Source organism: Anaerohalosphaeraceae bacterium (assembly GCA_037479115.1).
Lineage (GTDB): Bacteria > Planctomycetota > Phycisphaerae > Sedimentisphaerales > Anaerohalosphaeraceae > JAHDQI01.
Genome location: JBBFLK010000001.1, coordinates 1 through 21766 on the forward strand (window position 1 = coordinate 1; position 21766 = coordinate 21766).

Below are 21766 nucleotides of genomic sequence, written 5' to 3' on the forward strand. Positions count from 1 at the left end.
ATCGCAATAAACAAACTCAACAAAACTAAAACTTATTTAATGGAAACGGTAGTAGGTATAGAAGACGTCGGAGCCGATATAGAAGGAATCGTGCGGTTCCAGCAGTTCCTGCCAGTTTTCTGACGGGTCGTTCTGAAGGATGCGTCGGGCGATGAGCATGCCGGCGCTCTTGCCGCCGATGTAGCCGCTTCCGATCAGCCGGCTTTTGACGGCCAGCAGGTCTTCCAGGGTCAGATAGAGTCCGGCCAGCTGTCCGATGCGTTTTTCGCGTCCGACCATCACGCGGCAGATTTGTTCCACCATTTGTCGAACCTGCGGAGCATCGGCCGGCAGCTCCCGCAGGTCCTGCGCTTCCAGAAAAAGTCGGTCCCAATAATCCAGAATGCGTTCGGTGCGCTGCAGGCCCTGCTCGGACAGATGCGAAAACAGCCGAGCCGCGTCCAGACTGCTGCTGAGAGGGACAAACTTCTCTCCCTGACGGATGTGAGGCAGATACATCGTCGGCGAATAGCGCCGCCAGACCTTCAGCGGATGGACATAATCCTGACCCTGCAGATGATAGACATCCAGAAGCAGCTGGGTGGTTTCGCGGATGCGGGCAACAGTATGGAAGGAATGATGGTTGCGGAGGATGCCGAAGTAGGCCAGCGTGTCCCATTCGTACAGGTAGGGGCAGGTGACCATAAAGAAGTTGCCGATCATCAGATCCGTGGCCCAGGCGCTGAGCAGGTCCGACAGACAGTCGAAGACGTAGCAGGCCAGTCGGCCGGCTTCGGAGATAATCTGATGAATGCGGCTGGAGAAACTCTCAAATCCGCCTTCGGCATCCAGCCGGATGATTTGAATGCCGGGATGCTCGGGCAGAAGCGGTTCGTGGTCGGCAAAGCGGATGTAAAGTACGCGGTATCCGTCGGCCAGGGCCTTTTCGACAAAGGCGGCGGCATAGCGGCGGTAGTCCTCGATGCGGTCCACCTGCCAGACGACGTTGTCGCCCCAGCGAAGACCGCAAAGGATTTCATCCAGACCGGCCAGACCGGTACTGATTGAGGCAACCATCGAATCCTCCCAAAACCAAAAACATCGGGCAGAAAGATTATATCCGAAGAGGAAAAAATCCGAAATCCAAAATTCGAAATTCGAAGAGAGAACCGCAGCCCGGTTTTTTTGATAAACAAAACCGATTATTCAAACCGGGAGACGGCAGGCGGACAGGGTAAACGGAAGAACAAGCCGTCAAAGACAGGATGTTGTCGGAGTTCCGGCTACAGGGTTTTCTGTCCGTACAGGGCGATGTCATCAATGTTCCAGCCGGAATACGGCCACGCTCGCTTGTCTCGAATCTGATATCCCCATCGAATCAAAACCGCAGACTGGCCGTCAGCGATGGAGCTGATGTCATAGGCGACGGTTTGCCACTGGTTCTCTGTATGTTCCTGCCCCTCCGCGTTGGTCCAGATGACAAACCAGTCGGTTCCGTTCGTCGAGACCTCCACGGTGCATCGGACATAGCCGGCCTCATCCGAATTGAGCCAGCGGGCAAACTGGAGTTCTGTTTTTTCATACGCGCTGCAGTCAAACGGACCCGCTGTCAGATAATACGGTCCGCCCACGGCAACCGAATAATCTCCGCTGAGGTTGACGCCGTAAACACTGGAGCCGGTGTTTCCTTTGACAGGGTCCGGAAAGCCGTGCCGGGTTCCGCCGCCCCCGAGAGGTCTGCCGAAGGCCCACTGGCCCTGACAGGTCCATCCCGGATTGGTATTCAGGGAAAAGTAGAGGAACCTTTCTTTGCTGACTCCGAGCCATTGCGAGGCCAGGATGCTCAGGTCCGCCAGGTCCACAATGTTGTCTTTATTGATGTCGGCTGACAGGGGCTGAAACGGCGCGGCTGTTTCCGGCTGGGCGAGGAAAATCTGCCATTTGTAGTCCTCATCCAAGGCCAAAAAGGCAACATCGGTGCCGGATATCACAGGCCGGGAGCAGCCCGGCATGTCGGTCAGGAGGATTCCGTTGTGAGAGTCGGAGTAATGAAGACTCATATAGGACGATTCAAGAACATCGCTTGCCCATTCCTCCCAGACAAGCTGGCTGCCTGAAACAGCCGGCGGATGCTCTCTGTTTTTATACCCTTTCCAGAGCGTGCGGGTTTCACTGCCGTCCCATGCCTTCACATGCCAGTCGCTGCACCAGACGACGAGGGTTTCTGAAATATCGTACAGATACGCATTCTCTGATTCCGGGATTGGGGCTGCCGAAACGCCGTTCCAGCACATCAGCAGTCCGGATTCCAGCCAGACCACGCGGCTGCCGGAGATTTTCGGCCCGTCTCCGGTGGAAATCGCCATGGGGCTCCCTCCATTCCAGAACATAATTTGGCCGTTTTGAACCCAGACCACATTGCCGCCCGAAATGCCCAGGAACTCATAATAAGAAATGCCGCTTCCGCTGGAAATCTGTGTCGGAGTGCCGCCGTTCCAGAAAAAAATCTGGGCATTCAGAAAGTCAACTGTTTCCGCCCAAACGACGTTATTTCCGGAGATTTTGGGGTTGGTGCAAAAACCTGTTCCGCTTGAAATCTGTACGGGACCGCTCCCATTCCAGAACATAATCTGACTGTTCTGCACCCAAACCAGACTGCCGCCGGAAAGCGAAAACCCCCTCCAAGGGTCAATGCCGCTTCCACTGGAAACCTGTATGACAGAGCTTCTGTCTGAGAAAACAATCTGATACCCCTCCGGATGAAATTCAACCCAAGCCAGATTGTTTCCTGACATGACTATCGGATAATAGTAATCAATAAAATCACGATTGGTAATCTGCGTGATTTTCCAGCCGTCTGCAACCCTGCCCGCGCAAATTCCGCAGAGAACCGTAAAGACAGAGAGGACAAAAAAGGCGTTCTTTTTCATGACTTACCCTCCTGATTTTTGAAAAAAGAGTATGTTCCTTCTCCTTATTATGGCTATTACAGGATTTTTGCGCCTTTTTTGTCAAATATTTTCATCGCGGCCGAGAGGAGGGCGGATACGCCGCAGGGCAGGCCGTTTGCAAAATTGCCGGAGGGATTTGAGGGGGCCTTTGGCTATTTTTTTCCCAATTGAAGCTGCCGGATTTCTTTATTGATTCGCAGGGAGCACCAGGGCTTGCCGCACATCGTGCAGTAGTCGTCCTGCGTGGCCTCCTGACCGATGCGGCTGTGAGCGCAGGCCTCCTCGTACATCGCCCGTGCGGTTTTGGGGTCGAGGGCGTTGTCCAGATGCTCCTTCCAGTTGAGAGCGGCGCGGGCCTCGCTGAGCCGGCGGTCGCGCTGGACGGCGGCGGGCAGCCCGCGTGCCACATCCGCGGCGTGGGCGGCGATTTTGGCGGCGATGACACCCTGCCGCACATCGTTCACGTCCGGCAGCCCCAGATGCTCCCGCGGCGTCACGTAGCACAAAAACGAAGCACCGTAATAGGCCGCTGCCGTGCCGCCGATGGCGCTGGTGATGTGGTCATAGCCGGGGGCACTGTCGGTCACCAGCGGGCCGAGCACATAGAACGGAGCCCCTTTGCAGAGCTGCTGCTGGAGCTCCATATTGTACTGGATTTGATTGAAGGGGACGTGGCCGGGCCCTTCAACCATCACCTGACAGCCATTTTCCCAGGCCCGCTGGGTCAGCTCGCCCAGCGTCCGCAGCTCGGCAATCTGGGCCGCATCGGTGGCGTCGGCCCCACAGCCCGGACGAAGGCCGTCGCCCAGCGAAAAGCTGACATCATACTCCCGCATGATTGCACACAGCTCGTCAAACATCTCATAGAGCGGATTTTGCCGGTTGTGATAGAGCATCCATTTGGCCAGCAGGGCTCCGCCGCGGCTGACGATGCCGCACACCCGCGAGCCCAGCAGTTCGAGGTGTTCGCGAAGGACACCCGCGTGGATGGTGAAAAAATCGACGCCCTGGGCGGCCTGCTTTTCGATGACCTTCAGGATGGTGTCGGGCGTAATGTCTTCCACATCGCGGCCGACGATAACCTCATAAATGGGGACGGTTCCGAACGGCACGGGGCATTCGGCCAGAAGACGCGTGCGGATTTCATCCAAATCGCCGCCGGTGCTCAAATCCATAATCGCATCAGCGCCGGCCTCGAGGGCAATCTTCAGTTTCTCCAGTTCCTGCTGCAAATCGGAGCGGACGCTGCTGCATCCGATGTTGGCGTTGATTTTGGTGCTGACGGTCCGACCGATGCCGGCGGGGATGAGGTTGCGCGACAAATGTATCCGGTTGGCCGGAATTACCAGCCGACCGGCGGCGGCCTCCTCGCGGACTATCTCCGGACGCAATCCCTCTTTTTGTGCGACAATTTTCATCGCCTCGGTAATCCGACCCGCCCGTGCTTCTTGCAATTGTGTGGCCATATCTGCTCCGATTTTTCGATTCTTTTTTGCGGGAAACGAACACAGAAGGGGACTTCTGAAAGGCCGCTTCCCTACGCAGGTCTCCGCCGTCGGCGGTTTGCCTGATCAGGTTCGAAGGGTTTTTCTCAGGTCATCTCTTTTTTTTTATGACCACCCCCAGCGAACTGTAGTATTATACGAATGAGGACCACAAAGGTCAAAAAAAAGATTTTTGGATTCCTATTGTCAACCGGCGTTGTCGTGATAGAATTTTTTCCGGTTCGGGTAGTTGGATTGTAGAACAGAAAGCAAGAAAGGAGCCCAAAAATGAGGATGCAGCATTGCATTTGTTTGTTAGCGGCGACTTTTCTGGCAGGATGTTCAGCCAGCCCTCGCCAGCCCGGTCAGCGGGAAACCCTGATGCTGGATGTCCAGATGGCGATAGCCGATTTCAAGCGGGCCGACCCGACGTTGCAAAGTTATTTTGACCGTTCGGCGGGCTATGCCGTTCTGCCGAAGGTTTTCAAAGGGGCCTTTCTGGTGGGCGGGGCCTACGGACGCGGGATGGTGTTTGAAAGAGGCGGACGTTTCCTCGGCTACTGCGATATGAAGCAGGCGACACTGGGGTTTTCATTCGGGGGAGAATATTTTCGGGAAATCATCTTTTTCCGGTCTCCGCAGGATTTGCGGATTTTTACGCAGGGCAATTTTACTCTGTCGGCGCAGGCGACGGCCACGGCGGTTTCGGTCGGGGCGGCGGCCAAAGCGGACTATCAGGACGGGATGGCGGTCTTTGTGCTGGCCGATACGGGGCTGATGGTGGATGTGTCTATCGGCGGACAGCGGTTTGAGTTTGAACCGGCCCCGCGATTGATGAATTAATTTTCAAAAAATTCAGAATTTTTTTGTAAAAAAGAAGGACATTCGGATAGGCACTTAAAGAAATCGGATGTCCGAGGAGGGAACATCTGTTCCGCACCGAAGGGGGGGGTGAAGAAGGGCATCCTGCTGAAGAGAAGAGGAAATGGGCTAAGAGGGACAAACAGCCGAGGAGTGTGAATCCCCAGGACCTCAGGGCAAGTGTGTATAGAGACTTCAACGTCTCTTTCAGGAAGGAAACTGTTTTTAAGAAAGGAGGTCTGGTATGTCCCCCGGTGTGAGACGAAAGGTTGGATTGTGTTTTTGTTCTTTTCTTTTGGTGTTTTCTCTCCTGGCTGTCGGGGACCTTACGATTGTGGATGGCGTGCAGCGCTACACGTCTCTGAGCAATACGGTTGTTACGATGGGAGGGGTTTCGGAACTGCATCTGACGGACGCGTCGGCGCCTCTGGTCAACTGCACCGTTCATCTGAACTCCGTCAATTCTTTTTTGTTTCTGCACAGGATTAAACCTTCTGCCGCGGTTTCGAATTATCTGAGCCAAATTCGTGTGAACGGTCAGCCGGCCGTTCTGAATACGAATGTCCGCGTGGTTCAATATGCGGACGGAGCGGTGATTATCCCTCATTCGTCTGCTTTTCAGCCGCTGCAGGTCTTTACGGGCGAAAACTTTACCGGCAATTCCGCCTATTTGAGTCAATATACTGCCTACAATACCGCTCTGCTGGGGCCGATGGCCTCTTCGATTCGTTCGTTCATTCTGAAGAGGGGGTATATGGTGACGTTCGCGCAGAATGAAAACGGAACGGGCTACAGCAAGAATTATGTGGCGCAGGACTGTGATTTGGAAATTGGAGTTCTGCCGACCAAACTGAAAGACCGCATCAATTTTGTACGGGTGTTCCCATGGCGATGGGTCAGCAAAAAAGGAATTGCCGGCAACATCGGCTCCAATCTGAATATCAAATGGTGGTACAACTGGAATATTGACCAGAACTCTACCCTGGACAAGGAATATGTTCCGATTCGTCAAACCCGCTGGTGGCCGGGATTGTCTCAGGACTGGCAGGCCCGCGGAGCCTGTCATCTGCTCGGATACAATGAACCGGACAGCGCCAGCCAGTCGAATATTGCGGTGGGGGATGCGATCTGGTCCTGGCCGGATTTGCTGGCGACGGGGCTTCGGGTCGGTTCTCCGGCGACGACAGACGGCGGACGCAGCAGCTGGCTGTATCCGTTTATTCAGCAGGCGGATGCTTCGGACCTTCGTGTGGATTTTGTGGCGATTCACTATTACTGGTGCTATGACCCGGCCAATCCGACGGGGGCGGCCAATCAGATGTATAATTTTCTCAAAGAGGTGTATGACCGGACGGGCAGGCCGATTTGGGTGACGGAATGGAATAACGGAGCCAACTGGACCGGCTGTGCCGACCCCACCTATGCCCAGCAGGCGGCGGCGGTTTCGGCGATGGTGGATATGCTGGAAAATGCCCCGTTTGTGGAACGGTATGCCCTTTATAACTGGGTGGAAGACGTCCGGCGGGTTGAGTGGGATGACGGTTCCCTCACCCAAGCCGGCACGGTATATCGGGATAAGCCCTCTTCCATCGGCTATCGGCAGGAAGTGCCCGGCTCCGGCAAGTGTGCCATTGCCCTCTATAAGTTTCAGGATAACTTCCGGGATACATCCGGCAACGGGAACAACCCTCTGGTGTACGGAGCCCCCAAACGGATAGCGGGGTACAACGGGAACAGTTTGTGGCTGGACGGGGTTGATGATTATCTGATGCTTCCGACCAACCTGGGCCAATGCACGAACTTTACGTTTGCGGCCTGGGTTTTCTGGGACGGCGGCGGGGCCTGGCAGCGCATTTTTGATTTCGGGAATGATACGAATCAATATATGTTTCTGACGCCCTCCTCCGGCAGCGGCACCTTTCGATTTGCCATCAAGAACGGAGGCAGCGAACAGATTGTCCAAAGTTCCGCTCTTCCAGTCGGGCAGTGGACCCATGTAGCCGTGACCCTCAGCGGAACAACGGCCGTGCTGTATATAAACGGTACAGCTGTCGCCTCGAATGCTTCCGTAACCATTGCACCGTCCGCTTTTGCACCCCGGTGCAACTATATCGGCAAAAGCCAGTTCAGCGCCGACCCGCTGTTTGCCGGACAAATTGACGAAGTTTACTTTCTGGATTCGGCTCTGAGCGCTGCACAGATTTCGGACCTGATGAATAACCGGTATTATCCAGAGCCGCTTTTGTCACATGGGCAGCCGACGTCTGCCGGCTCGTACCAGACGGGGAATCTTCCTGCCAATGCAAATGACGGAGATGTATTAGGCACACGCTGGACGGCGGCGGACGCCGCCTATCCGCAATGGTGGTCTGTGGACCTGGGCAGCGTTCAGCCGATTCGGAAGGCTGTTATTCACTGGTATGGAGGGACAAGCCGTTCGTATAAATACCGCATCGAAATCAGCAATGACAATGTGAATTACAGCACTCTGGTGGACCAGACAGCACGAACAGCCGTCGGAACGAGTATCGATACATTCAGTGCAAATGCCCGGTATGTTCGGGTCACAGTTACCGGGGTCAGTCCTTCCGGCGGATGGGCGGGTTTCTGGGAGTGTCAGATTTTCGGGCCGGCTCCTTCCGCTCCCGCCGCACCAACTAATCTGACGGCAACGGCTGTGAGTCGAAGCCAGATTAACCTTGCCTGGAATGCCTCCCAGGGTGCCAGTAACTACACGGTCTATCGTTCTCTCACCAGCGGCGGTCCCTATACGGCGATTGCCACGACGACCCAAACCAGTTTCAGCAACACCGGATTAAGCGCCTCGACGACCTATTATTATGTGGTCCGGGCGAATAATGCGTATGGTCAGTCTCCGCCTTCCAATCAGGCATCAGCCCGAACGCGGTCTCGGTAAGGTAAAATCCGACTTTGCCGGCAGGTCTGTCGAAGCGGACCTGCCGGTTTTTTTGTTGTGAGAAATCTTCGGCGCGTCAATCGGCTTAAAGAGCCAGGACGGCGATGAAGGGCAGGTCGCGGAAGCGGCCCTGATAGTCCAGCCCGTAGCCGATGACAAAACAGTCCTCAATTGTCAAACCGAGAAAATCAATCGGTATCTGTTTGGTATGGGCGATTTGCTTTTCGAGGAGGACACAGGTTTTCACATCGGCGGGCCCGCAGGTGCCCAGCCACTCCTGAACAGCCGCCAGCGTCAGACCCGTGTCGTAAATGTCATCAATCAGAAGAACCTTTCTGCCGCAAAGTTTGTCGGCCAGTTCCAGATGCCCCTTCAGCCGGACACTGCCGCTGGACTGCGTGGTGCCCCGATAACTGGAGGCGCTGAGGTACTCCACCTGCACGGGAAAACGAACCTGCCCCAGCAAATCCGAAGCAAAGATTCGAGCCCCTTCGAGAATCACCAGAGCCAAAACCTCGTCGGTATCCGTAAAGGCGGCATTTAACTCGGAGGCCAGACGCTCGACAGTATGGGCCAGCTGTTCGGCGGAGACAAGGATACGCTCGTAGGGTTTGGAATCCTGAGCGGTCACGGTCGGCCTTTCAGAATCTGCAGCGAGCCGCAGCTGTATCCGGTTTTTCGGTCCGTGGTGAGGACTTCCGCGCCGGTCTTGGTAATCAGCACATCATCCTCCAGACGAATGCCGAACCGTCCGGGCAGATAAATGCCGGGTTCAATCGTGATGACCTGTCCGGCTTTGAGGCGTGTTTTCTTGTCCAGCGGCGTCAGATACGGCATCTCGTGCACCTCCAGCCCCAGTCCGTGGCCGGTACCGTGGCCGTACACAGGGAAGCCGGACTGCTGAATCGCCTCCCGAGCGGCGGCATCTACCTCCACCGCCGGGACGCCGTCACGAAGTTTGGCGATGGCGGCCTGCTGGGCGGCATAGACGGCCTCCCAGGCCCGCCGATACGCACCGGAAACCCCGCCCCAGCCGAAACTGCGGGTGATGTCGCAGGTGTAGCCGCTGACGCTGACGCCGAAGTCAATCAGGATGGTATCCTGTGCACGGAGTTTGCGTCCGGTGGGCTGGTGATGGTTGCGGGAGCCGTTGGGGCCGAAGGCAATGATGGTGTCAAAACCGGGCCGGACGCCGCGCATGCGCATTTCGTATTCCAGATGCGCCGTCAGCTGCTGTTCGGTCATTCCCGTTCGCAGGGCCCTGAGGGCCGCATCGAGGCACTCCCAGGCGATTTGTGCGGCCCTGCGGATGGTTTGGATTTCGGCGGGCGTTTTTGTCAGGCGAATCTGCTCGACGGCGCCGTCGGCGCAGACCACAGCGGCCCCGAGCGGATGAAGCGCCTTGCGGATGCGCAGCAGCGTCCCGACGGAAATGGTTTTTTCCACGGCCAGCCGGCGGATTTTGCCGTGCCGCTTGACCTCCTCGGCCAGGGCCTCCGTGATGGTCTTTTTCCGCTCGACAATTCGGCAGCCCAGACATTCCCCGATTGCCTGCTCCGTATAGCGGCTGTCGGTCAGCAGAATCGGGGCCCTGTCCGTGACCAAAACCCAGCTGTCGTGTCCGGAAAAATTGGTGATATATCGGACGTTCTCGACCTTGGTCAGGACCAAAGCATCCAGGTTCTTCTCCCGCAGAAACGTGCGAAGCTGTTTGAGACGATTTTGAATCAGTTTTTTGTCCATACCATAGTTCCCAGGGTGAAAAATAGGGTCAAACCGGCCGTAAAATACCGGTTTCGGCCGGAAATGGCAAAAAGATTTTTTGCCGTCATCGCGGGCTTTTATTTCGTATAATTTCTATGTAGAGAGATGTGCAGTTCCCCAAGTCGGGGTTTTGATAAGCAATCTCCTCTCCTGTCTTTTCCATGGCATGGACGCTCCGGCGGGGCGGCGGTCCGACGACGGGTCTCCGCCCCGTTTTTTTATCTTGCCTCCGGCTGTTAAGGACTTGGGCCTGTCGTCATAGCCCAGATTAATCCGGGGGGTTAGTCCGCCTCAGGGACGCTGCGGCGCGGGCCGGCGCGGTCGGGGTCAATCGGCCGAAATCCGAGTTCAAAGGCCGGACAGTCCGGACGCAGGCGGAAATCTCCGGCTTTGGCATCAACAAACAGCGGGTCGGCCCAGCGGGAATGGAGGTCTTTGCCGGCCTTTTTCCATTCTTCAAAGGTTCGGCCGCCGAATTGCACCTGCTCAAGAGGCTGGTTCGGATTGAAATAGAGATTCCAGTCCATCTCAAAGGTACTGTCTGTTTTTTCCGCCGGCGCACTGGGGCGATAATAAAATTCGTAGGGTTTGTCGTTCCAGTTTCCGTCGAAAAGAGTCCCGGTTTCATAATAGACGATATTGCGTTCAAAAAAGCAGCTGATGTGGGGCTCGACGACGCCGCGGCTGAGCTGGTGAAGCCGTCCGAAAGCAAAGATGTTGTTGCGGACGGTGATTTCCTTGGCGTAGTGGATGTTGTAGCCGGCGAACTCGGTGTTATAGACGAGATTGTCCTCGATGAGGATGTGGCTGGAGCCCTCGTCATTGTAAATGCCCCATCCGCCGTATCGGTTGGCGTCGATGTCGTGGATGCGGTTGCCGAGCAGGACGGTGCCCGGCGAGACGCCGAGGGTGTAGATGCCGCCCATGTCGGACAGGAGGCCCTGGCCGATGTGGTGGATGTGGTTGTAAGCGATGCGGTTGTCGCGGCTGACGCTGCGCTGATAGCCCCAGCTCCAGCCGACGGAGATGCCGGTATAATAGCCGTGATGAATTTCGTTGTGCTCGACGGTGTTGTTGTCGGTATGCATCAGGAGGATGCCGACGGCCGAATAAAAGCCCAGCCCGTAGGGGCCGATTCGGTTGTCGGCGATGGTATGGCCGCCGGTGCGCAGGAGCGGGTGGGCGTGTGCCTCTCCGCCGGTGATGCGGATTCCGCCGGCGGCGACATCAAAAATCCGGTTTTGCGTAAAGGAGTTGTTCCGGCAGCCGTCGAGGAATTCGACGGCATAGGTTCCCAGCCGTCCGAACGTGCAGCGTTCAAACCGGATGTGTTGGGCGCCGGTTAAGGATACGGCGGCCGGAACAGAGGCGGAGGCCTGATCGTTGTTGCAGTTACCGGGCGGCAGGGACCACTGGGTGTGGGCAAAATGAAGCCCCTCGAAGCGGATGTGTTCGACATATCGGCGGGCGAGGGGGTCTCCTTCGAGCCGCAGCAGGGCCGGCGCCGCCGGTGCAATCACCTGAGCCTCGGGCAGGTTCTCATCCGGCATCGGCCAATAATACAGCGTGCCGGTTGTGCGGTCCAGGTACCATTCGCCGGGGGCATCGAGGGCTTCCCGGACGTTTTCGACGATGTAGCGGGCCCCTTCCTGCGTGAAATCATCCGTGAAGCGTTTTCCGGAGGGGAACGAAAAGGTCACGATATGTTTGTCGGCGTCGATGGATTCAATCGGCAGGTGGGTGTCGGTCCAAAAGTGAAAGACGATGACTTCAACATCTTTCAGGTTTGTCCAGGTGGGGTCGAGATCGCCGGGCCGAAAGGCAAAGCAGCGCGAAGGGGTATTGTAGGGTTTCTGATGGCCCTCGTCGGGAAAGCCGGCCACGCGGAAGAAGCCTTCGTTGGGGGTGCGGGCCCGCATCCGTCGGCGGCCGTTGACAAACAGCTGGGTGAAGGACCACTTGCCTGCCTTGACTTCGGGGATTTCCGCCTTCCAGATGCGTTCGTTGTGCGGCTGCCAGCCGACAATCGGACGGCCGCCGGTCAGGAGGGGTTTTTCGTTTTCATAAGCGCGAAATGTGACGGGGCTGTCGGCTGTTCCGGAGTGGTCGGGCTTGAGGACCAGCGGCTGGGTGCGGGGATATTGTCCGCCGCGCAGGATGACGGTCCGGGGCCGATTTTTCGGGGTTTGACGAAGCCATTCGAGGGCGCGTTCGAGGGTCCGCACCGGTGCCTCGAAGGTGCCCGGCGCCGTGTCATTGCCGGTCGGCGAGACGTACAGGGTTTGTTCGTTTGGCCGCGTGAGCAAATGGGCGATGAGCGGCCGAAGGGCATCCGACCAAACCTGATATCCTTTTTCATTTAAGTGCAGGTTATCATCGGTGAAGTATTGCGGGTCGGGTTGGCCTTCGCTGTTGAGCAGAACCGAGGCCGAATCAAAAAAGAAAAGCCGCTCATCGGACTGGGCGAGCGTGCGGAGCATGGCATTGAAGCGGAGATAGTCGGCGGCGCGTTCGATGCGGGCGGGGCTGAGTTTGACGGCCATCAGGATGACGGGGTTTTGCGGCAGACGTGTTCGAATCAGGGCCAGCAGCTGTCGGACATCCTCAAAGATTTGTTCGGGGGTCTTGCCCCAGAACGGGTCATTGTCGCCGGAGTAGAGGACCAGCAGACGCGGATTGTACGGAAAAATCACGGTCTGGGCGTGGTGGGTAATGTCGGAATAAATGGAGCCGCCGAAGCCGCGGTTGATGACGGGAAATTCGGGGAAGCAGGTATGCGTCGGCCAGCGGGCGATGCTGGAGCTGCCGACAAAGAGCACGGCATCGGAGGGAAAAGAATTGAGGGCATCCTGACGGCGGAACTGCTCCATCGTCTCCTGCCATCGCTTGGCGGATTCGAGATTGACATCCTTTTGTTCGGGTTCCTGCGCATAAAGTGCGGTACCGACAGTCAAAAAGAGTACCGATGCGAAAGCCAAGAGCCGAATCTGCGTTTTTTGCTGTTTCATGATGCGGTTCCTTATTGCTGGGTTGGTGTTTTGCCGCCGAACTCTCTCGAAACCGCATTGTACTGTACAAAGTCAGAGGTTTCAAATTGTATTGTGTCAGGCGGGGGAGCGCCAGGCCTTGTAGATTTTTTTGAGGATGAGCCAGAGGTAAAGGGCGAGAAAAAGGCCCCAGAAGGCGATGCAGAGGGTTCGGACATAGCGCTGAATCGTGGGGTAGTAAAGGCCGAAGGGGCCGATGAAGTTTCGGATGAAGGGATTGCGGGTATAGGGCCAAAGGGGCTGGACGTCGAGGTGATAGAGGGCGTCGATGAGCACGTGGAGCCAGGCGCCGAGCAGACCGCCGACCGTCATTGACAGAAGCGTGGCCCGGTAAGGCAGGCCGACAAGAGCCATAGCCAATTCGCATACCCTCCGCAGGGGTTTCAGATAGTACACCGCCGCCCCCATTGCAGCGCCGGCGGCCCCGCCGACCAGCAGGGTGTGAAGGCGGAGGAACTGGTGGACGTGTCCCTCATAGGCGAACCAGCCGGCGGCCAGGACTTCCACATCGAGCAGGACATTGGCCAGCAGAATCATCGGCACATCCATCCGGCGGCGGAACAGCAGACCGACAAAACCATTCAGGCCGAAATGATAGGGCGTGTACGGCATAAGCGGTTCGGTCAGGCGCCGAGGTAGCGGTCTTTGAGCAGATAATCCTGAACGTATTCGCGGACGGCTTCTTCGAGCGGTGTAATGGGGGTTTTGCAGCCGGCGGCGCGGAGTTTGGAAATATCGGCCTGTGTGAAGTACTGGTATTTGGGCTGGAGCAATTCGGGCATCGGGATGTAGTCGATGCGGACTTCTTTGCCCATGGCGTCGAAGACGGCGCGGGCCAGGTCGTTCCAGGTGCGGGCTCGGCCGGTGCCGATGTTGTAGAGGCCGTTGGCTTCGGGGTGCTCGGCGAAAAAGAGGGTCATTTCGACGGCGTCCTTGATATAGATGAAGTCGCGCTGCTGCTGGCCGTCGCCGTAATCGGGCCGGTGGGATTTGAAGAGTTTGACCCTGCCGGTGTCGCGAATCTGCTCGAAGGCCTTATGGACGAAGCTGCGCATATCGCCCTTGTGGTATTCGTTGGGGCCGAAGACGTTGAAGTATTTGAGGCCGACGACCTGATCAAGCAGCCCCTGACGCTTCAGCCAGAGGTCAAACATCTGCTTGCTGTAGCCGTACATGTTCAGCGGGCGGAGGAGCTCGATTTTGTCTTCGTCGTCGGAAAAGCCCTGCGAGCCGTCGCCGTAGGTGGCGGCGCTGGAGGCGTAGATAAAGCGGGTGTTGATGGACAGGGCCCAGTTGCACAGGAGCTTGGAGAATTCGTAGTTGTTTTTGACCAGGTAGGTGGCGTCGGTTTCGGTGGTGTCGGAGCAGGCGCCCATATGAAAAACGGCCTCCACCTGCCAGGGCTCGTCGGAGTTGGTAACGGTGTCGCTGAAGTCATCCAGTTCGAGGTAGTCGGCAAAGCGGAGATTGCGGAGGTTTTTCCACTTTTCATCATTGCCGAGCTCATCGACGATGAGGATATCTTCGATGCCGCGCTGATTGAGAGCGGCTACAATGGCCGAGCCGATAAAGCCCGCCCCGCCTGTTACAATAATCATGGTGTCTGTTCCTGATAAAAAGAATCAAGTTTTGTTTCTTGTACCCTATCGGGGCAGGGGCGGTTTGTCAACGACAAAGCCGGTTCAGTCGGTCGGCTCGGCCGGGCGGCTTCGGATTGTCTGGGCGGCTTTGGCGTAGGGATTTTCGCCGGGGCCGGTCCATCGGCGGGCAAGGGTATCGAGAGCGGGCAGGACGGAGGCATCGCCGATTTGGGCCAGGTAGTCGGCGGCGGCCAGGCGGGTCGGCTCATGTTCAGACTCGAGGAGCCGGGCCAGCGTCCGGATGTCGCGTTTTTGAAAGGCCTGTGCGGCTTGTTCGAGTTCAGTCCGGAGGGTGCTGGCGGACTCTTCCGCGCCGGCGGTCCGCTGCGCATCGACGGTCATTGTGCGGCGGTCGGGCAGCGTTTGAGGACCGAGGATATGCAGGGCCAGCAGGGCGCCGGCTAAAATGACGGCCGCCGCCGCATAGCGGAGGAGGGGATGGGACAGCCGGCCGGACAAGGTGGAGGACGGAAGGCGGCGGAGGGTTTCATCCAGACGGCGGCGGGCCAGGGCGGGAAGCGATGCATCAAGGGGCTCGGATTTCAGCTGTTCGGCGGTGCGGAGGACGTTCTGCATCTGCTCGACGGCTCGGCGGCAGTCGGCGCAGTCGGACAGATGGGTGCGGATTGGTTCGGCGGCGGCGCTGTCCAGTTCGCCCAAGACATACGCAGCCAGATTGTCCTGAATGTGTTTATGGTTCATACGGGTTCTCGCTCTAAAACATCGCGCATCAGACGGGCCAGATGGCGGAGGGCCCGATGCAGATGCACTCGCGCTGTGGATTCGGAACAGCCGACGATTTCGGCGATTTGGGGGTAGTCCATTCCTTCGAGCCGGGCCAGGATGAAGACCTGGGCCTGATGATGCGGGAGTTTGCGGAGGGCTTCTCGAAGTCGGCCCAGCAGTTCGGCGGCCCGGGCGTTGTTGTCCGGATTGTCGCCGGCGGACAGGGTCTTTTCGTATTCAGGGTCCAGATTTTTTTCCTTTCGCTGTTTGTGGACATACTCGAGGGCCTTTCGGACGGTGGTGCGGTAGAGATAGGCGTTCCAGTTGACCGGGGCGGTGAAGCTGCGGCGGCGTTTCCAGAGGGCCAGAAAGACCTCCTGATGGACGTCGAGGGCGGCCTCGGCGCTGCCGCAGACCCGCCGGGCAATGGCCAGGACTGTGCCGCTGTATTCGGCCGCCAATTGCTGAAACTGTTCGTCGCCCACTTGACCTGCCGTCCGTGTTTTCGCTGTTTTGACTGAAAAAACGACTGTTTCTGAGAAGATAGAGCATTATAGCCCGCCGGGTGTTTACGGGAAAATGAAAAAAATGCGGGGAGAAAAAGGGACCGTAGCGGAACGGCGGAGGGTTTTAGTTATCCGTCTTTTTTCGGTGCGGTGTTTAGGGGGATGTGGACGGTAAAGACGGTGCCTTCGCCGCGGAGGGTTTGGACGTCGATGGTGCCGTTGTGGGCGGAAACGACCTTTTTGGCGATGGCCAGGCCCAAACCGGTGCCCATATGCCCTTTGGTGGAGTGGAAGGGGCGAAAGAGCATCTCAGGATTTTCGATGCCCGGGCCGTTGTCCTGCACCCGGATGAGCAGGTGGCCGGCGGCATCCAGCTCGGTAGTCAGCGTGACCTGGCCGGTTTGCGGCGGCACGGCCTCGAGGGCATTCAGGAGCAGGTTCATGAGCACATCCTGCATCCGGTCCGGGTCGAGGGGCACCAGTCCGATTTGGTCATCCAGCTGGGCGATGAGGGCGACGCTGCGCTGCTGGGCCTGCGGGCGGAGCAGCTCGATGACGGTTTCGGCCAGCCGATTAATCTGGCAGGGCTGCAGGCGCGGCTTTTCATCCTGCGTGAATTTGAGCATATCGAGGACGAATTTTTCGAGGGTGCCCAGATTGCGCCGCAGGATGGCCCAGCTTTTTCGGGCCTGCTCGAGGTTATCCTGCCGGAAGCTCTGGTCCATCACGTCGATGCCGGTACGGAGGGCCTGGAGGATGTTTTTGATGCCGTGAGAGAGGTTCATGGCGGCCTGAGCGGCTTCGAGCATGCGCTGTCGGCGGGCGGCGGCCTGCTTGCTCTGGAGGGAATTGAAGGCGACGGCGACCATCGTTTCGCCCGGGTCGAAAACCAGCTCAATGCGCTGGTCGTCGGCCAGCCGGGCGGCCTCGGCGGCGGCAGGCGGCTCGCCCGTTTCAAAAAGCAGAACGGTGCCGCCGCAGCGGATTTGGTCCTGATTGTGCAGCTGGACGGGGTGCGTGATGCGCTGCTCATTCAGGAAGGTGCCGTTGGAGGAGTTCAGGTCGCAGATGAGCCACTGGCCGTCGCGGAAGGACAGCTCGGCGTGCTGACGGGAAACGGCCGGGTCGGGCAGAAAAAAATGGGCTTTGTCCCGGGTGCGGCCGATGATTTTGGGCCAGTCCTTCGGGTCCAGCTCGAAGGACTGTCTGCGCAGCGGTCCGGTCAGTATCGTCAGTTTGGCCATAAGGGGTATTGTACCGGCCGATGCGGCGGGTGCAACGGGTTTCCTGCGGCGGGGGCGGAAAGGCAGGGTTATTTTCCGATGCAGAAGCGGGAGAAGATTTGTTCGAGGACGGCTTCAGAGAGGTTTTCGCGTTCGAAGCCGCCCAGCTGCTCCCAGGCGGAGCGGACGAGCATCGCGGCAATTTCCTCGCGGCCCTGTTCGACCTGGCTGGCGGCTTCGGTGAGGGCGGCGGAGGTCTCCGACAAAATCTGCCGGTGCCGCTGATTGAGCATCAGGGCGGTGTCGGTTTCGGAGGCGGCGGTTCGCTGCTGCAGGAGAGTTTTGCGAATCCGTTCTTTGAGGGCCTCCAGGCCGTCGCCCCGCAGGGCGCTGACAGGCAGAAACTCCAACCCAAACTCGGCGTTCAGCTGCGCCAGTCGGGCGGGTATCTCTGCGGGGGCAAGCCGGTCGGATTGTGTCGCCAGGGCCAGCAGCGGCCTGGACCCGAGGAGGGTGAAGATGCCGTGGTCTTCCGTGCGGTCGGGTTTGGCGATGTCGATGCAGAACAGAATCAGGTCGGCTTTCTGCAGGGCGGAGCGGGCGGCCTGCTGGGCGAGGGCGTCGAGGGCATCCAGCGGGGGCTGTGTGCTCAGGCCCGCACAGTCAAACAGGACACAGTCGATGCCGCCCAGCGGCAGGATTTCCGCAAGGACATCGCGGGTGACGGCGCGGGCATCGGAGACAATGCTGCGGGGACGGCCGAGCAGGGCATTCAGGAGCATGCTTTTGCCGGCGTTGACGGCCCCGGCGATGCCCACGGAGGGCAGGTCAATCATCCGTTCGTACCGGAGGGCACCGGTCAGGAGCTGCTCGATTTGCGAACGGAGCGACTGAAGGATTTGGGCGGCCTGAGCGGCCGGCAGGATTTCGATGTCTTCTTCGGCAAAATCCAGGCCGGCCTCGAGGCGGCTGAGCCAGTCGAGCAGGGCGGAGCGGATTTGGGCGATGGTTTGGGCCAGGCGTCCGGCGAGGAGTTTTTCGGCGGCCAGCACCTGAGCGGTGTTGGAGCCGCTGACGATTTGGGCGACGGCCTCGGCCTGAGTGAGGTCGAGTTTGCCGTTCAGGTAGGCGCGGAGGGTGAACTCGCCCGGACGGGCCTGACGGGTGCGTCCGAGGATGCAGGAAAGAATCCGCTCCACAACCGCAGCGGCGGCGAATACATGCAGCTCCGCCATATCCTGGCCGGTGTAGGAATGGGGGGCGGTGAAAATATAGACCACGGCGGGGACAGGAATGTCTTCGACGGGCAGTTCGATGTGAAAAAGACCTCGACGCCGCGGAATGGAAGAGCCGAGCAGCTCCTCAAGAACAGAAAAGGTTTGCGGGCCGCTCAGACGCAGGATAGACACACAGGGCCTGCCGACTGCCGGCGGCGGGCTGCTGAGGGCGGCAATGGTATCGTCGGTTACCATAGCAATTCCGCATGAATCGAAGAGCCGTTGTGCCTGGAAAACCCAAAAGAACCCGTCAAAAAGCAAACTGAACGAATCCGCCGTCGGCGGCGCGTTTGGCTGTTCATTTTATTTGTATTCGCGGAACAAGGGTTTGGGTTTTTTCTTTTTGGGTTTCCCGCCGGTTTTGGCGGTGGCGGGCACGAGGCGTTTTTCCTTCTCGGCCTCCTGCTGCTGGAGGTGTTTGCGGATGACGTACTGTTCAATGACGCCGGCGCCGATGCTGGCCATAATGTAGAGATTCACGCCCGACGGGCCGTTGTAGAGCATCAGCGGAAACAGCAGGGGGAAGAGAATCATCATAATTTTCTGCTGCTGGACGACTTCGGGCCGGGCGGTCTCGGCGGGCTGAGTCTGGGGGGTGAGCTTCTGCTGGAGATACATTACAACCCCCATCAGAATCGGCAGCAGATTGAGCGATTCAATATGCAGGCCGATGAGGGGGATGGTAAAGGCAAACCGGCCGAAGTGAATCAGGGCATCCGGGGCGGACAGGTCGGTAATCCAGAACGGCAGGAAGCCGGCGCCCCGCAGGTCGATGCTCGTATAGACGGCGGTCCAGAGGGCAATCCAGATGGGCATCTGCAAAAACATCGGCATCATCCCGACCATGGGGCTGAACTGGGTCATGCCCGCCTGGTGATAGACTTCGGCCATCTTCCGCTGCATTTCCTGCGGATTGCCTTTGTATTTCTGCTGGACTTCCTGCAGCTGAGGCCCGAGCTTCTGGACCTTCATCATTGTGACCTGGCTTTTTTTGGTGACGGGGTGAAGAACCAGCCGCATCAGGAAGACCAGGACCATAATGACCACACCGTAGTTGCCCCAGGGGCCCATCAGGTGATAGAGGGCGGTCATCAGCCACATAATCGCAAAGGCCAGCGGCTGAGTCAGGAATGCCGGACAGCAGCAGCAGCTTCGCATCGCAAAGGTCTGGTAATAAGCATAGGCCCGATAGGTCGGGTTTTTGTCGAAAAGCCGTTTATCTTTCGGTCCGAGGAAGCATTCAAAGGTGAGGGTCTGGGTGCTGTTGGGGCGTCCGGCGGGGGCCAGCGAAAGGGGTTCGGTCTGGAGGCGGTACGTAGCGCCGGAGTCCGGAGAGCCCTCCGGCTGGCAGAGCTGCGGGTCGTAATATTGGGCGCCGGTGAAGGCGATTGGAGCAGCGGACTCAGGACGGATGACGGCGGCGAAATATTTGTTGGTGGAGGCGGCCCACAGAAATGCAGCCGATTTGTCCGCCTTCATCCGTAGGATGCCCTGGGGGTCGGAAGAGCCGAAGATTTTTTTGAATCCGCTGATAAGCGGACCGAACATCACCGTAAAAGCGCCCGGTTTTTCGGGGCAGGACAATTCTTTCACATAGGAGCGGATTCTGGGGTACTCCAGCAGCCGGGTTTCGACGGCGTTGTTGGGGGTGCGGTAGGCGGCGATGATATTGCGTTCATCGGTTCGGATGTCTTCCGCCAGAACGGCGGCGGTGCCCTGGATTCCGAGCTGCTGGCGGACGGTGCCTTCCGTGAGGTTTTCAATGGTCAGTTCGCACGTCAGGTCATAACGGCCCGGCTCGATGCGGTAGGTTTTGCGCAGGCGAATCTGCGGCACGGTCAGGGTGCGCTGGCCATCGCGGGTTTCGACCTGCCCCAGAAGGGCTTCAAAGACGGCTTTGTCAGCGGATTGTTCGGCCACGGTCCAGTTCAGCCGCTCGAGGGGAAAAACAAGTGTGTTCGAGGAGTCCTTATTGCCAGTCAGCGACAGGGAGGTGTTGGCCAGCGTATAGATGGGCCGTTCGCCTGCATCGATAGGTTTGAGCAGAACAAAGGGCTTCGGATTGTCCTTGTTTCGGTCGTCGAATTCAGAAAGCGTGACGGTTTTGACGGCGGCGCCGCGGGTGGTCAGCTCGATTTGAAATTTGTATCGGGACGGGTCATTCGTGCGCCGGCAGACGTCGTACAGGGCTCCGAGCGTGACGGTCTGTTCAGGGCCGCTGACGGCGGACAGATTTTCAAAAGAAACGACGGGTTCTTCGGGCTCCGCAGGCACCGGCGGCGCATCGGCGGTCTGTTCGGATGAGGCAGCGGGTTGTGCATCGGACGGCGGCTGCACAGCGGCGGCCAGGGGGGCAATGGGATTGCGAAGTTCACAGCGGCCTGCCGGGCAAAGGCCCGCCTTGTAAACCAGCAGGGCGCACAGGCCGACAAAAACAATTGTGAGCGTCCAGATGAGTAAAGGCCATTTCCTCATATTGGTTCTGCCGTTCACGGTGATTGCGTTCCTTTCTGAAGGAATTGACAGCCGCCCTTATCGTCCGTCGGCCAGCCGGTCGCCCTCGAAGTTGTCCAGTTCCGGGACGGCGTAAATCTTTTCTGCGGCGGTTTTGTAATCATATTCCAGCCGTACAAAGTGGACTTCGTTGTCCTGGATATAAACATACGCAGCGCGGTTGTCGCGGTCTCGGGGCTGCCCGACGGAGCCGACATTGATGATGGCTTTTTCATTGGGAATAATCGGGTATTTGCCGCCCAGCTCATCGGGGCTGTAAAAGTCCGGGTCTTCGAGAAAGACGCCGGGCAGGTGGGTATGTCCGACAAAGCAGATGTGCGGCGTCCGGTCGAACAGTGTGGTGATTTTCGAGGAGGTCGTATAGACGTCGTCCGGGAAGATGTATTCATTAATGGGGCGGCGAGGAGAGGCATGGACGAAATCCAGCTGTGCCTCAAAGCCGTCCAGAGGGAGTTTCATCGTCCAGCGCATCCGCTGGCGGCCGAGGTATTGCCAGCGGCGGGCGCGTTTTTCCGGGTCGGGTTCTTCTTCGAGGACCCGTCGGGTCCAGTAGGTGGCGGATTCGGCGCCGGTGTTGAAGTTGGTCGGCTCGAAGAGAACCGCGTAGTCGTGGTTGCCCATCACGCTGTTTTGGGTCTTTTCGATGACCAGGTCGAGACATTCTTTGGGGTTGGCCCCGTAGCCGACGACATCGCCCAGACAGTAAATCGTCTTGATGCCCCGCTCTTCGATGTCCTTGAGGACAACAGAGAGGGCCTCCAGATTCGAATGAATGTCGCTGATAATGGCAAACATATCGGTTATTTTATGACAATATCTGTCTTTTTTACACGGGAACGTTTACAAGACTGCTCTTATAGCATACTTCGGAAAGGTT

The 21766-nt window shown here is 58.1% G+C and carries 16 protein-coding genes and 1 riboswitch; of the genes, 2 read left to right on the forward strand and 14 right to left on the reverse strand.

Annotated features, from left to right (window positions below):
* Window positions 1–36: 36 nt before the first annotated feature.
* From WHS88_00005 to thiC, 3 genes are all read right to left on the reverse strand, one after another.
* Complete coding sequence (locus WHS88_00005) at window positions 37–1056, reverse strand: hypothetical protein (protein ID MEJ5258555.1); 1020 nt, start codon at window positions 1054–1056, stop codon at window positions 37–39.
* Window positions 1057–1262: 206 nt separating this feature from the next.
* Complete coding sequence (locus WHS88_00010) at window positions 1263–2909, reverse strand: hypothetical protein (protein ID MEJ5258556.1); 1647 nt, start codon at window positions 2907–2909, stop codon at window positions 1263–1265.
* A 173-nt stretch (window positions 2910–3082) separates the two neighbouring features.
* Window positions 3083–4396, reverse strand: a complete 1314-nt coding sequence (gene thiC, locus WHS88_00015; protein MEJ5258557.1) for a phosphomethylpyrimidine synthase ThiC — start codon at window positions 4394–4396, stop codon at window positions 3083–3085.
* 51 nt (window positions 4397–4447) lie between these two features.
* A riboswitch (TPP riboswitch) is annotated at window positions 4448–4564 on the reverse strand.
* A gap of 138 nt (window positions 4565–4702) precedes the next feature.
* Between thiC and WHS88_00020 the strand changes: the two genes are divergently transcribed.
* Window positions 4703–5257, forward strand: coding sequence for a lipid-binding SYLF domain-containing protein (locus WHS88_00020; protein MEJ5258558.1), 555 nt, complete (start codon window positions 4703–4705; stop codon window positions 5255–5257).
* Between the two features lie 262 nt (window positions 5258–5519).
* Window positions 5520–8192 carry a glycosyl hydrolase gene (locus tag WHS88_00025; protein ID MEJ5258559.1) on the forward strand — a complete coding sequence of 891 codons (2673 nt, stop codon included), beginning with the start codon at window positions 5520–5522 and terminating at the stop codon, window positions 8190–8192.
* A gap of 85 nt (window positions 8193–8277) precedes the next feature.
* Here WHS88_00025 and hpt read toward each other — a convergent pair whose 3' ends face one another.
* From hpt to WHS88_00080, 11 genes are all read right to left on the reverse strand, one after another.
* Entirely contained in the window at window positions 8278–8823 is a 546-nt protein-coding gene (gene hpt, locus WHS88_00030) for a hypoxanthine phosphoribosyltransferase (GenBank protein MEJ5258560.1), read from the reverse strand.
* Entirely contained in the window at window positions 8820–9935 is a 1116-nt protein-coding gene (locus tag WHS88_00035) for a Xaa-Pro peptidase family protein (GenBank protein ID MEJ5258561.1), read from the reverse strand. Before WHS88_00035 ends, hpt begins: the two co-directional genes overlap by 4 nt.
* Window positions 9936–10237: 302 nt before the next feature.
* A complete protein-coding gene (locus WHS88_00040) occupies window positions 10238–12964 on the reverse strand; it encodes a right-handed parallel beta-helix repeat-containing protein (protein ID MEJ5258562.1) in 2727 nt (908 codons plus the stop codon).
* Window positions 12965–13060: 96 nt separating this feature from the next.
* Window positions 13061–13615 (reverse strand): hypothetical protein, encoded by a 555-nt coding sequence (locus WHS88_00045; GenBank protein MEJ5258563.1) that lies wholly within the window; start codon window positions 13613–13615, stop codon window positions 13061–13063.
* 11 nt (window positions 13616–13626) lie between these two features.
* Window positions 13627–14601: an ADP-glyceromanno-heptose 6-epimerase gene (rfaD, locus tag WHS88_00050; GenBank protein MEJ5258564.1), complete on the reverse strand. Its 975-nt coding sequence runs from the start codon at window positions 14599–14601 to the stop codon at window positions 13627–13629.
* An 84-nt stretch (window positions 14602–14685) separates the two neighbouring features.
* Complete coding sequence (locus WHS88_00055; protein ID MEJ5258565.1) at window positions 14686–15345, reverse strand: zf-HC2 domain-containing protein; 660 nt, start codon at window positions 15343–15345, stop codon at window positions 14686–14688.
* Window positions 15342–15854, reverse strand: a complete 513-nt coding sequence (locus WHS88_00060) for a sigma-70 family RNA polymerase sigma factor (GenBank protein MEJ5258566.1) — start codon at window positions 15852–15854, stop codon at window positions 15342–15344. Before WHS88_00060 ends, WHS88_00055 begins: the two co-directional genes overlap by 4 nt.
* 149 nt (window positions 15855–16003) lie before the next feature.
* On the reverse strand, window positions 16004–17119 hold the full coding sequence (locus WHS88_00065) for an ATP-binding protein (protein MEJ5258567.1): 1116 nt from the start codon (window positions 17117–17119) through the stop codon (window positions 16004–16006).
* A 68-nt stretch (window positions 17120–17187) separates the two neighbouring features.
* A complete protein-coding gene (locus WHS88_00070) occupies window positions 17188–18570 on the reverse strand; it encodes a GTPase (GenBank protein MEJ5258568.1) in 1383 nt (460 codons plus the stop codon).
* A gap of 108 nt (window positions 18571–18678) precedes the next feature.
* Window positions 18679–20850: a YidC/Oxa1 family insertase periplasmic-domain containing protein gene (locus tag WHS88_00075; GenBank protein MEJ5258569.1), complete on the reverse strand. Its 2172-nt coding sequence runs from the start codon at window positions 20848–20850 to the stop codon at window positions 18679–18681.
* Window positions 20851–20907: 57 nt separating this feature from the next.
* Window positions 20908–21684 carry a metallophosphoesterase family protein gene (locus tag WHS88_00080; GenBank protein MEJ5258570.1) on the reverse strand — a complete coding sequence of 259 codons (777 nt, stop codon included), beginning with the start codon at window positions 21682–21684 and terminating at the stop codon, window positions 20908–20910.
* Window positions 21685–21766: the final 82 nt, after the last annotated feature.